The sequence below is a fragment of the Staphylococcus sp. HMSC068G11 genome (assembly GCF_001815825.1).
Taxonomy (GTDB): domain Bacteria; phylum Bacillota; class Bacilli; order Staphylococcales; family Staphylococcaceae; genus Staphylococcus; species Staphylococcus epidermidis.
Window position 1 is genome coordinate 141,552 of record NZ_KV822056.1, and the last position, 13,109, is coordinate 154,660.

13 protein-coding genes are annotated in these 13,109 nt (G+C 32.4%); 1 reads left to right on the forward strand and 12 read right to left on the reverse strand.

All coding sequences use genetic code 11. The features are described from left to right. Nucleotides 1-77: 77 nt before the first annotated feature. Nucleotides 78-1,202 carry a M20/M25/M40 family metallo-hydrolase gene (locus tag HMPREF3058_RS01445; RefSeq protein ID WP_002457708.1) on the reverse strand — a complete coding sequence of 375 codons (1,125 nt, stop codon included), beginning with the start codon at nt 1,200-1,202 and terminating at the stop codon, nt 78-80. 231 nt (nt 1,203-1,433) lie between these two features. Between HMPREF3058_RS01445 and prli42 the strand changes: the two genes are divergently transcribed. After that, on the forward strand, nt 1,434-1,529 hold the full coding sequence (prli42, locus tag HMPREF3058_RS12260) for a stressosome-associated protein Prli42 (protein WP_002493579.1): 96 nt from the start codon (nt 1,434-1,436) through the stop codon (nt 1,527-1,529). A 50-nt stretch (nt 1,530-1,579) separates the two neighbouring features. Here prli42 and HMPREF3058_RS01450 read toward each other — a convergent pair whose 3' ends face one another. The 11 genes from HMPREF3058_RS01450 to xseA form a co-directional block, all read right to left on the reverse strand. Beyond that, the gene (locus HMPREF3058_RS01450; protein WP_002457709.1) at nt 1,580-2,557 is read right to left on the reverse strand and encodes an aromatic acid exporter family protein; all 978 of its coding nucleotides are present in this window, start codon (nt 2,555-2,557) and stop codon (nt 1,580-1,582) included. A gap of 12 nt (nt 2,558-2,569) precedes the next feature. After that, nucleotides 2,570-3,007 carry a bacilliredoxin BrxB gene (gene brxB / locus HMPREF3058_RS01455; RefSeq protein ID WP_002490996.1) on the reverse strand — a complete coding sequence of 146 codons (438 nt, stop codon included), beginning with the start codon at nt 3,005-3,007 and terminating at the stop codon, nt 2,570-2,572. A 204-nt stretch (nt 3,008-3,211) separates the two neighbouring features. Next, the gene (locus HMPREF3058_RS01460; RefSeq protein WP_002490978.1) at nt 3,212-4,531 is read right to left on the reverse strand and encodes a dihydrolipoamide acetyltransferase family protein; all 1,320 of its coding nucleotides are present in this window, start codon (nt 4,529-4,531) and stop codon (nt 3,212-3,214) included. A gap of 12 nt (nt 4,532-4,543) precedes the next feature. Continuing rightward, nucleotides 4,544-5,527: an alpha-ketoacid dehydrogenase subunit beta gene (locus HMPREF3058_RS01465; RefSeq protein WP_002502102.1), complete on the reverse strand. Its 984-nt coding sequence runs from the start codon at nt 5,525-5,527 to the stop codon at nt 4,544-4,546. Further along, nucleotides 5,520-6,518, reverse strand: coding sequence for a thiamine pyrophosphate-dependent dehydrogenase E1 component subunit alpha (locus HMPREF3058_RS01470; RefSeq protein ID WP_002490976.1), 999 nt, complete (start codon nt 6,516-6,518; stop codon nt 5,520-5,522). The genes HMPREF3058_RS01465 and HMPREF3058_RS01470 overlap by 8 nt, the downstream gene beginning before the upstream one ends. Nucleotides 6,519-6,532: 14 nt before the next feature. Further along, nucleotides 6,533-7,954 carry a dihydrolipoyl dehydrogenase gene (gene lpdA, locus HMPREF3058_RS01475; RefSeq protein ID WP_002486947.1) on the reverse strand — a complete coding sequence of 474 codons (1,422 nt, stop codon included), beginning with the start codon at nt 7,952-7,954 and terminating at the stop codon, nt 6,533-6,535. 262 nt (nt 7,955-8,216) lie between these two features. Beyond that, entirely contained in the window at nt 8,217-9,893 is a 1,677-nt protein-coding gene (gene recN, locus HMPREF3058_RS01480) for a DNA repair protein RecN (RefSeq protein ID WP_002491005.1), read from the reverse strand. 15 nt (nt 9,894-9,908) lie between these two features. Further along, nucleotides 9,909-10,361 (reverse strand): transcriptional regulator AhrC/ArgR, encoded by a 453-nt coding sequence (ahrC, locus tag HMPREF3058_RS01485; protein WP_002456185.1) that lies wholly within the window; start codon nt 10,359-10,361, stop codon nt 9,909-9,911. A 317-nt stretch (nt 10,362-10,678) separates the two neighbouring features. Further along, nucleotides 10,679-11,560: a polyprenyl synthetase family protein gene (locus tag HMPREF3058_RS01490; protein WP_002495739.1), complete on the reverse strand. Its 882-nt coding sequence runs from the start codon at nt 11,558-11,560 to the stop codon at nt 10,679-10,681. After that, a complete protein-coding gene (locus HMPREF3058_RS01495) occupies nt 11,538-11,768 on the reverse strand; it encodes an exodeoxyribonuclease VII small subunit (protein ID WP_002486962.1) in 231 nt (76 codons plus the stop codon). Before HMPREF3058_RS01495 ends, HMPREF3058_RS01490 begins: the two co-directional genes overlap by 23 nt. After that, nucleotides 11,761-13,098: an exodeoxyribonuclease VII large subunit gene (xseA, locus tag HMPREF3058_RS01500; protein ID WP_002490998.1), complete on the reverse strand. Its 1,338-nt coding sequence runs from the start codon at nt 13,096-13,098 to the stop codon at nt 11,761-11,763. Before xseA ends, HMPREF3058_RS01495 begins: the two co-directional genes overlap by 8 nt. Between the last annotated feature and the right edge of the window lie 11 nt (nt 13,099-13,109).

Here is a 13,109-nt window from a genome sequence, read left to right on the forward strand (position 1 = left end):
TACTTACCTCTCTTGTTCAAAAATTTTCAATAATATTGTAACATAAATCGCTAATTAACAATCATGATATGCATGTTTTATTCAGCTACTAACTCAATAATTTTTATTATTTGTCTTGTGAGCATATACATATCTTTTATTGCTATTCTTTCTGAAGTAGTATGTATGTTTTCATATCCTACTCCTAAAATTACGGAAGGAATACCGTATTGATTCATGATGTTGCCATCTGAACCACCACCAGCAATACAGGTATCCCCTTTTAGCCCGAGCGCTAATGCACTAGATATAGCATATTGTGTTACTTTGTCAGTTTCATTAACTTCAAATCCAGGATAACTTTTTTCAACTAACACTTCAGCTTGACCACCTAATTCATTTGCTGTCGTTTCGAAAGTCTCTTTCATATGTTTCACTTGTTTATTAATGCTTTGATCATCATGTGACCGTGCCTCTGCCTCTAAAGTGACTTCATCAGCTATAATATTAGTTGCAGAGCCACCATGAAATTTACCGATATTGGCTGTTGTTAATGCATCTACTTGTCCTAATTTCATTCGACTGATTGCTTTTGATGCAATATTTATTGCACTAATACCTTTTTTAGGTGTGCTTGCATGGGCTGTTTTCCCTTTTATAGTTGTATAAATCTTTACTTGAGTTGGAGCACCGATAACAGTAGTTCCAACATCTTTACTTGCATCTACAGCATAGCCGAAATCTGCATCTAGAAGTCGAGTATCTATTGCTTTAGCACCTACTAATCCAGATTCCTCTCCCACGGTTATAATTATTTGAATCTGTCCATGTGGCAAATTTGATTCCTTAATTTGTTTAATCGCTTCTATTATTGCCGCAAGACCAGCTTTATCGTCCGCGCCGAGTATCGTAGTTCCATCGCTATAAACATATCCATCTTCTTTTACTACAGGTTGGATGTTTTTTCCTGGAACTACAGTATCCATGTGACTTGTAAAATAAATTTTCGGCACATTCTGATGACTTATATTACTTTTTAGCGTGCAAATAAGATTGTTAGCACCTAATCCATCATTTTTTGAAGCTTCATCTTCAATAACATTGAGCCCCATTTTTTTAAACGTATCTTTAAGATAAGGTTGAATTGTTTCTTCGTGTCCTGTTTCCGAATTAATTTGCACTAATTCTAGAAAACAATCTAATAAACGCTTTTGATTAATCATTTTTGGTCCCCCCCTTTTTACTTGTATAAATATATTTTAACTGACATTATGAATTGTCAAAACTAATTTAACTCTTCACTAATGATTTAATTCTATGACATTTTACAACCTATAAGATAAAGTATATAATTTTATTATTATAAAGTTGAAATTTTACGAGTGAATGAATTATAGTTTATAATGTCAATGACTCAATGGTTGAATATGACCTTATGATGCGGAGGATTAAAATTGAACAATAAAGTGTTACGTGTCATTATTGTTGTTATGTTAATTGCAGTAGTACTAGCATTACTATTAACTAGCATAGCTCCATTAATGAACTAATGAAAAAACGTTACATGACGTTAATTAATATTTCGTCATGTAACGTTTTTTTATATTTCACTATGCAATTTTAAAGAACCAAATTGAGATTTAATATTTAAGTATTCTTCTAGTTCATTTAGAATTTGAATAATATGTGCTCGGGAATTTAAAGTCTTATGAGTAGTCGGTAATGGTAAATCATCGAGAGATAAACGTATTTCATAAAGTGAATGTAGTCTTAGAGCCGTATAATCATTGCTATTTACGTTACTTCCAATTTCATACATTAATTGTGAAATCTTTTCAAGTATAGGATCATCTGTATTTATCTTTTCTAATAACGATGTCATACGTTTTAATAATTCAACTTGTTCTTCCCTCATATCGAAATAATGATAAAATGAATTTTCGTTTCGTACAAAGTGATTTTTAACATCTCTAAAAGCAAGTGATTTTGCTTTTTTAATATTTAAAAGTAATGAATCAAATTTAATATTTAAATGATCATTATGCATTGAGCAGGCTTGACTAAAAATATTAAATATTTCAGTTATTTGATTTTCGATATCCTGCTTAAAATGATTCAATTTCTTATCTAAACTAGGCATCATTAAGTTCATTAGAAATGCTATACCTAAGCCCACTATTAATAGCATTATTTCATTTAAAATAAGGTGCCCATTAATAGCCTTGGCGTTAAAGACATGTAATAATATGACACAACTAGTAATAACACCTTCTTGCACATTTAGAACAACAGTCAAAGGAATAAACAACAAAACAATTAAACCTAAAACAAATGCATGTTGTCCTAAAAGACTAAAAATTGCTGAACCTAAAAATAATATGAGTAAACATGAAACTAGTCGAGATAAAATTGCTTGTACTGAATGCATCTTAGTGTGCTTTATGCACAATACAACTAAAATAGCACTGGATGCATAATTATCTAAACCTAGAAGTTTACATATGATTACTCCTAAAGTCATTCCCACAGCAGTTTTGACAGTTCTAAATCCTATTTTATAGGGATTTAACTTAAGCATGGAACTAACCTTTTATCTTTCTTCACAATATTTATCAAATAAAGATTGCAACTGATTGATTACGTCCATTACATCATGACCTTCAATCTGATGTCGTTCAATCATTTCGGTGATTTTACCATCTTTAATCAAAGCAAAAGATGGACTTGAGGGTGCATATCCTTCAAAATATTCTCTGGCTTGTTGTGTTGCCTCTTTATCTTGCCCTGCAAATACTGTAACTAATCGTTGAGGTAATTTATCATAATGTAATGCATGTGCCGCAGCAGGACGTGCAATCCCACCTGCGCATCCGCATACGGAATTTACCATGACTAAAGATGTACCTTTTTGTTGTAAAACTTGATCAACATCCTCAGCAGAAGTTAATTGTTGATAACCAGCATGCTCAATTTCGTTTCGTGCTTGTTCAACAACACCATTCATATATAAATCAAAGTTTAAATCCATGATTTGTCACCTTCCATAATAAGTTAATTTTACTTATTTTATTCTACTAATTAACAGCACATTGTTCAACAGGATTAATTTATGATGATTGAAAAATTCTAGTTGAAATTTAAAACGAATACTGAAAAACGCTTTAAGAAGAAATTCTCCTCCTTAAAGCGTTCAACTATAATATGAAGTTTAATTGGTAAACAATGTTTGTAATTAATAAATAGATGTATTTTCAATAGAATATTGTTCTATTTTTTTCTTAACAAGATTCATAAATTTTCCCGTTTGAACACCGTCGAGAATACGATGATCGATTGAAATACACAAATTAACCATATTTCTAATTGCTATCATATCTTCTATAACTACAGGTTTCTTTACGACTGATTCTACTTGTAAAATGGCAGCTTGTGGATGATTAATGATTCCCATTGAAGAAACAGAACCAAAGGAACCAGTATTATTAACCGTAAATGTACCGTTTTGCATATCACTTTGTGATAATTTTCCTAATCTCGCTTTAGTAGCTAAATCATTAATTTCACGTGCAATACCTTTAATTGACTTTTCATCTGCATTTTTAATGACTGGCACATACAATTTATCATCATCTGCAACAGCAATAGAGATATTAATATCTTTGTGGATAACAATTTCATCTCCTTGCCATGTACTATTGAGTAATGGATTTGCTTTTAAAGCCTCTGCAACAGCTTTTACAAAGAACGCAAAGAAAGTTAAATTGTACCCCTCGTTCTGTTTAAATTGAACTTTATGATGGTTTCTAGTCTGAACCAAATTCGTCGCATCGGCTTCAACCATCATCCAACCGTGAGGTATTTCGCTGACACTAGTAACCATATTTTGTGCGATAGCTTTTCTAATACCTTTAACTGGTACGACACGTTCATTTGATAATGGTGCGTTTTCATTTTTAGATGAGGATTGATGTAAAAAGTCACCATGGTTGATTGAATGATCTTTTTTATCTGTTTGTTTAAATTCTTTCTCTTTTTCTTGATTGTTTGGATTGTTAATAATATTTTGAATATCCTTCTTAGTAACACGACCTTCAAAACCAGTTCCTATGACTTGTGTTAAATCAATACCGTGTTCAGAAGCTAATTTAAAGACAACAGGCGAAAATCGTCCATTGTTATTTGCGCGACTTGAGGCTGTATGCTCCTCATTTTCGTGAGTTTTAGTATTATTTTCGAATTGTGACACCTTTACATTTGATTGAGAATGCTGATTTTGTTCTTCCTTAAAATCATTTGCCGATTCTGTTTGATTTTGATCATTTTCCGAATCGATTTTACAAATCACTGTGTTTATATTAACAGTTTGTCCTTCTTCAACCACTAATTCTGTTATTGTTCCTGAAATTGTTGAAGGCACTTCAGCTGTTACTTTATCTGTAATAACTTCACATAATGGTTCGTACTCATCTACATGATCTCCTACTGATACTAACCACTGTTCAATCGTACCTTCATGCACACTTTCACCAAGCTTAGGCATTTTTATATCCAATTGATACCCTCCTTAAAATTGTGCGAGTTCACGCATTTTTTCCTGTATCTTTTCTGGGTTCATCATAATTTCATTTTCTAATATTGGTGAAAACGGCATAGATGGGACATCCGGTGCAGCTAGTCGCATGATTGGCGCATCTAAATCGAACAAACAGTTTTCAGCTATAATTGCAGATACTTCAGACATAATGCTCCCCTCTAGATTATCTTCAGTAACAAGGAGAACTTTACCAGTACGTTGAGAGCGTTCAATGATAGTTGCTTTATCTAGTGGATAAACAGTTCTTAAGTCGACTACTTCAACATCGATGCCGTCACTTGCCAAAATATCTGCGGCTTGTAAACAGTAATTCACCATTAATCCGTAACAAAATACAGTAATGTCCTCTCCTGACCTTTTAACATCAGCTTTACCTAGAGGTACAGTATAATATGTTTCGGGAACTTCCTCTTTTAGAAAACGATATGCTTTTTTATGTTCAAAGTATAAGACTGGATCGTTAGATTCTATAGAGGATAATAGAAGACCTTTAGCATCATAAGGTGATGAAGGAATAACAATAGTTAAACCAGGAGTTGAAGCAAAAATGCTTTCAACACTTTGCGAATGATATAATCCACCATGAACGCCACCACCAAATGGTGCTCTGATAGTCAGTGGGCAATTCCAGTCATTATTTGAACGGTATCTCATTTTAGCTGCTTCACTTATAATTTGATTTGTAGCAGGCAAAATGAAATCTGCAAATTGTATTTCGGCAATAGGTCTCTTACCTAGCATTGCTGCACCAATAGCAGTACCAATAATATTCGATTCCGCAAGAGGTGTATCAATTACACGTTCATCACCATACTTACTTTGTAATCCTTTAGTTGTGCCGAAAACGCCACCCTTTTTTCCTACATCTTCGCCAAGTATAAATGCATTACTAAAATGATTTAATGCTAAGTCTTGTGCATTTTGTATAGCTTCTAAGTATGATAATTTAGTCATTTTGTTGACCTCCCTCTTCATAAACATATGTCAAAGCTTCTTCTACTGAAGGGTATGGTGCTGCTTCAGCAAATTTAGTAGCTTCATTAATGAGTTCTTTATGTTCTGTTTCTAATTGACTCAACCAATTTTCGTTTATGATGCCTTGATCGAGTAAGGCCGTTTTAAATTTTATATTACAATCCTCTTGCTTCAATAGGTCTCTTTCTTCTTTTGTACGATATGTATCATCATCATCAGATGAATGTGGTGTCATACGTGAAGTGACTGCTTCTATCAATGTTGGACCTTCACCTGCTAGCGCTCGTTCTCTTGCTTCTTTCATTGCTTTGTATACTGCAATTGGATCATTTCCATCTACCTGGATTCCATGCATACCGTAACCTAATGCACGATCAGATAACTTTTCAGCAGCATATTGTAGTGAATCAGGTACAGATATCGCATATTTATTGTTAATTATTACACAGACGAAAGGTAATTTGTGAACTGCAGCAAAGTTCATACCTTCGTGAAAGTCACCTTGATTTGAACTGCCTTCTCCAACTGTCGCAGTAGCAATATTTGGCTTGTTATCCATTTTAAGTGCTAATGCAGCACCGACTGAATGTGGTATTTGAGTAGCTACTGGAGAACTTTGAGATAAAATGCCTTTTTCTTTGTGACTGAAATGAGAAGGCATTTGTTTACCGCCTGAGTTAATGTCATCACGTTTTCCAAAAGCTGATAACATGGTATCTAAAGGAGAAATTCCCATATAAGTAACAAATGCTAAATCACGATAATAAGGGGATGAGATATCACCTTTTTGCATTGCATATGCCATACCAATTTGAGTTGCTTCCTGACCTTGACCACTGACGACAAATGGAATTTTACCTGCACGATTGAGTAACCATAGCCTTTCGTCTGTTTTTCTTCCTAAGTCCATCCATTTATATATTTTTTTGAGGTCTTCTTCTGTAAGGCCTGCTGACTTGTAATCTATCATTTTTTTACCTCCAACTATACATGAATTGCTTGACCATTAGCTTTTAATCCTAATTCCATGACTACCTCAGATAATGAAGGATGTGCATGTGTTGTTAAACCAAGTTCTAAAGATGAGCCATTCATAAATTGTAACAATGAAATTTCATTTATTAATTCTGTAACATGTGGCCCTATCATATTAAGACCTATGATTTCATCGTCATCTTTGTTAACTACCATCTCGCAAAATCCTTTTGATTGGGTTACATCCTCAATCATTGCCTTTCCTATAGCTTTAAAAGGAACTTTGATACTTTTTGCTTTAAGGCCTGCTTTTTTTGCTTGTTCTAAATTTTTACCAATTGAAGCAATTTCTGGGTTTGTATAAACACATTTTGGTATCAGGTCATAATTGACAGGTATAGGTGAACAATCAAACATATGTTCAACTGCAACTATAGCTTCTTTTGAACCAACGTGTGCCAATTGCAATTGCCCTATACAATCTCCTGCTGCGTATATATGTTTATCTTCAGTTTGCTGATAAGCATTTGTTATAATATGACCAGCATCAGAAGTCTTTATTTTAGTGTTATTTAAACCAATATCATTTGTATTAGGCTTTCTACCAATTGCAATTAGCACTTTATCGAATTGGACGGGCTCATCTGAAATATTAATAGTTACACCCTTATCAGTTTGATTGAAATGCTCTTTGGTCAATTGAATATTTTCGTAAAATGTAACGCCTCGATCAGTTAATTCTTCTTTTAGTAATGAGGCAACTTGTGGGCTCTCAGTAGGAAGAACTCTGTCGTTCGCTTCGATTACTACTACATCAGTACCTAAATCATTCATCAGTGATGCAAATTCTAAACCAATAACTCCTCCACCTATGATTGCTAATCTTTGTGGTAGTGTATTTAACCTTAGGATATCATCACTCGATAGTATTTGTTGATGGTCAAAGTTAATGAACGGAAGAGATCGTGGTGACGACCCAGTAGCTATAAGCACATTTTTATTAGGTAGTATATCTGATTCGCCGTCTTCATATTCAACAGAAATTGTACCGCTTTGAGGAGAAAATATAGATGTTCCCATAATTCGTCCAATACCATTGTAAATATCTATATGATGATGTTTCATCAGTTGATTGACGCCTTTATGCAACTGTTTAACAATCGCATCTTTACGTTCTAAAATTTTAGGGAAATTAATTTTAAAATGATTGACATCAATTCCAAATGTATGTGCGTTTTTAATAGTATGATTGACTTCAGCCGATTTTAAAAGTGCTTTAGTAGGTATACATCCTTTATGTAAACACGTACCACCTAAGAGTGATTTTTCTACTATCGCTACTTTTTTTCCTAATTGAGAAGCTCTGATGGCGGCTACATATCCTGCCGTACCACCACCTAACACGACTAAATCATATTGTTTTTCTGACATGGTCTAACTCCTTAAATTTATAGAAGACTAAAAATACAAATATAAACTCTGTATTTTAGTCCTCTAGAGGTTTATTTAATGTTCACGCTATTCATTAGATAAAAAGAATAAACAAGAGATGAAAATAATAGTAGTATTAACATTATTGATATTTCTAATTACAATCTTGTTTTCTTCAATTTTAAATAATACCTAACTATTTTACATCATTTGTAAATTTAATCAAAACCAAAATCATTGTGCTTGAATTTGGTAATCATAATTAAATATTGTGATTTTGCTTAATCATTTCTTTTGCATTTTCTCTTGTGAGCTCAGTCACACTTGCTCCTGAAATCATACGTGCTATTTCATCTATTTTATTTTCATCTTTCAATTCTTTGACTTGAGTTGTAGTTCTATCGGCATTGGATGCCTTGCTTATAAGTAGATGATGATCACTCATTGAAGCTACCTGAGGTAAGTGTGAAATACAAATAACTTGAATGTATTGAGCAATATCTCGCATTTTTTCAGCCATTTTTTGTGCTGCTTGACCAGATACACCCGAGTCAACTTCATCAAAAAGAATCGCTGTTTGGCCACGTGATTTAACAAATATACTTTTTAGAGCTAGCATAATTCTTGAAAGCTCACCACCTGAAGCGATTTTATTAAGACTTTTAAGTGGTTCACCACGATTTGGACTAATTAAAAATTCCACAAATTCAATACCTTCAATTGTAGGTTCATCTAATGGTTTAAACGAAATCTCAAGGTTAGCATCTTTCATTTGTAAATTTTGTATTTCAGAAACAATATGGTCCCTTAGCTCTCTCGCTACACGCCTACGTTCTTGAGAAAGTTTTTTTCCTATATCTATCACATCGTTATAAAGCGTTTTAATTTCTTCCCTTAATTGTGATGTACTTTGTTCATAGTTTTCTATTTTATCAATTTCATCTGCAAGTTTACTCTGATAACCAATAAGTTCAGTAATATCCTTACCATATTTACGTTTTAAATTATTAAGTAAATTCATTCTGGATTCATACTCATTTAAAACTTGCTCATCGAATTCAGTGTTAGCCATTTCGTCGTAAATTTCATGTTTAGCATCTTCTAGTATATAGTAAAATTGATCAATGTCCTCTTTTAATCTTACGAATTTTTCTGGAACGATATCATTAATCGTTTGCAAGTAGTTGCTTAATTCGTACAACCTATCGGGTATTGCATTTTCATCAGTTAGAACTTGATGTGCGTTGTTTAAAGCTAGATTTAATTTTTCAGAGTTTTGAATTCTTTTAATATCGGATTCAAGTTGATCCACTTCGCCTTCTTTCAGTGAAGCTTCGGTTAGTTCCTCTAATTGAAACTTCATTAAGTCTAATCGTTGTAATAAAGCTTGGTCCGCAGATTCTAATTCCTCTAATTCTTTACGTTTATTTTTATATTGCTTATAAGAAAGTTGATATTGATTAAGTAAATCTGAATATTGATTGTCTGCATAATCATCTAATAGTTGAAGATGATATTTTTGCTTAAGTAAAGACTGTGTTTCATGTTGCCCATGAATATCAAGCAGTTCTTGCATCACTTTTCTTAAGTCCTGTAGAGTGACAGTTTGATTATTAATTCGACATATACTCTTGCCAGAACTGAATATTTCTCTTTTAACTAATAGAAAATCTTCATCAACATCTATAGCTAAAGATTCTAGTATTTTAATTGCATCTTTACTCTCGTCTATATCAAAGATACCTTCGATAATCGCTTTCTTTTCGCCATGTCTGACGTAATCAGAAGAAGCTCTCATACCGATTAACTGTCCAATGGCATCAATAATGATAGATTTTCCTGAGCCAGTTTCACCACTCATAACTGTTAGACCGTCAGAAAAGTTTATATCAAGTTCGTCAATAATGGCAAATTGTTTTATTGATAAGGTTTGTAACATAAATTCATCGCATCCTTATAATAAATTGAAAATTCGAGTTTTGATTTCTTCACTCGCTTCTTCGTCTCGACAAATAAGTAAGCATGTATCATCACCACAAATTGTACCAAGCACCTCATCCCAATCAATTTGATCAAGTATAGCACCAATGGATTGAGCATTACCAGGAAGCGTTTTAAGTACTAGTAGATTACCAGTGCCTTCAATATTTACAAATGAATCCATTAAATATCTACCCAACTTCTCTAATGGATGATATCTACGATCATTTGGTAAACTATAAACATATTGTCCTGTAGGTGCAGGAACTTTAATTAATTGCAATTCTTTAATATCTCGTGAAACAGTAGCTTGTGTAACATTTAAATCATACTCATTCAAACGTTTAACTAGTTCATCTTGTGTTTCTATTTGTTCATTTGAAATTATCTCTCTTATTTTTATGTGTCTCACTGACTTTTTTGGCACAATTAACACCTCAAATTACGAATATTTATACATTGATTTTAACACATGGCGTTCTGAACTACTACTAAACACTATTTTGAAATTGTGAAGTTAAAATATCTAGTGAGCACTATATCAGTATTTATTACAAAATCACTTTCATAATTAATAATACTAAAATAAGTGTTTAGAAATAAAAATGTGAATAATTCTTGTATATAAATTGAAGAATTAAAAAAGATTGCCTCATAGATAAGCTATGAAGACAACCTACAGATATAAATGTGTTATAACGTTAAAGTAAACATTCTGACGATAGTATAAAATTTTGTTATAAATTAATGGTCTCTGTTATAGAATAAATCTACAATATCGCTTAATTCTGAAGTATCATATTGATCAGAAATTTGATTTAAGCAGTTCAAGGCAAGACATTGATGATTGTTTAACTTTTCTTCTGCTCCATCTTTTCCAAGTAAAGAAACATAAGTACTTTTATGATTTACTATATCACTGCCTACTTTTTTGCCAAGTTTTGATTCATCACCATATACATCCAGCAAATCATCTTTAATTTGAAACATCATTCCTAAATGATGACTAAATTCATCTAGATTCTTAGCAATATTTTGTTCAACTTGAGCAATGTCTACCGCGGCCATAACTGAAAAATTTAGTAAAGCACCTGTCTTAGTTTTATGAATTGACTCTAAAGTTTCTAAACGAATTGACTTCCCTTCACTTTCCATATCAAGCGCTTGGCCACCTACCATTCCCAAATGTCCACTTGCTTTTGAAAGTCTTTGTATAATATTTACTTTCACACTATCTTCAATGGTAGTATCATTAGAAACTAATTCAAAAGCTTTTGTTAATAATGCATCACCAGCAAGAATGGCTTTCCATTCACCATATACTTTATGATTTGTTAACTCTCCTCTACGGTAATCGTCATTATCCATTGCTGGTAAATCATCATGAATTAAAGAATAAGTATGAATCATTTCCAATGCTAATGCACTATTTAGTCCTTGTTGATAATCTTTATTAAGCATTTTTAGTGTTAATAATAATATGACTGGTCTGATTCTTTTACCACCAGCATTTAATGAGTATTTCATACTTTCTTCTAAATTAGTCTTTAATGGTGATGATTGTATTGATTTATTCAGTGATGTATTAATTATATCTATTAATTTATTCATCTGTAGTTTCTTCATTGCCTTCATCACCAACTTCTTCTTGCATTAATTCATTCACTTTTTTCTCTGCTTCTTTTAAAGTTGAATCACAATTAGCAGATAGTTTCATACCACGTTGGTATAAATCGAGGGATTCTTCTAAAGAAACTGCTTCATTATCCAATTTTTGAACGATATTTTCAAGTTCTTTCATCATTTCTTCGAAACTTTGCTTTTCTTTACTCATCATTACACCTTACTTTCTTAACCATTGCATCGACACTTCCGTCTTTCATTGTTAAAGATATTTTGTCGTTTTCATTCAATTTATGTGTGCTTGTAATCACTTCATCATCTTTGTTGACAATTGCGTACCCCCTAAGCATCGTATTGGTAGGGCTTAAATTATTGAGATTTTCTAATTTATTTTTTAGCACTGTTTTTAAATTAATAATGTTATTGGACATTATTTTGGACAATCTAGAATGCAATTGATAAACAGATTGCTTTTCTTGAGTAATCTGCTGATTTAAATTTTTAAAATTAAAACTTTGTTGAAGTAACTTGAGGTGATGTTTTGACTTTTCAACTTTAGTATTTAATAGAAGATTTAACTGTCTTTCTAATTCATCACGTTTTTGAATTTGTTGATCGTACAATAAACTCGGTTGCTTAAATTTGTAATATGATGATATGTGATTAAGTTGTTTCTTCTGATGTTCGATATATTGTTTTATATATCTTGATAATGTATATTCATACTGTTTAATTTGTTGTAATAACTCATATTGATCAGGTGTTGCTATAACAGCAGCTTGAGTAGGTGTCGCAGCTCTAACATCTGCTACAAAATCGCTTAATGTAAAATCAGTCTCATGACCTACAGCTGATATAATAGGTGTTTGACAATTAAAGATGGCTTTAACAACATCTTCTTCATTAAAGTTCCACAAATCTTCAATTGAACCACCACCGCGTCCAACTATTATTGTATCAACATCTAATGAATCGGCATATTGAATCTTTTTTATTATATCTTGCCTAGCCTGCGTGCCTTGAACAAGGGTACTGATTTGAATTTGCTCGACCAAAGGGTAGCGATTATTAATCGTACTATGTATGTCTCTAATGGCTGCACCTGTACTCGCTGTTAAAACCGCTATTTTCTTTGGATACTTTGGTATAAGTTTTTTGTTACTTTGATCAAAATAGCCTTCTTTTTTCAATTTCTTTTTTAGTTGTTCAAGCTTTTGGTATAAATTACCAATACCATCGATTTGCATCTTATTAACATAAATTTGATAATTTCCTCGTCTTTCATAAACAGAAACGCGAGCTTCAATTAAAACCTCATCACCTTCTTTAGGCTCAAAGCCTAACTTAGAAGCATTTCCTTTAAACATCATTGCACTGATGACACTTTCTTTGTCCTTGACATTAAAATATAAATGTCCGCTTGAGTGCTTTTTAAAGTTAGATAATTCTCCTTTGATAAGAACTGATTGAAGATGAGGATCTTGGTCAAATTTATATTTTATATATTTAGTTAGTGCAGAAACACTTAAATATTCAGTCATAGTTATCACTC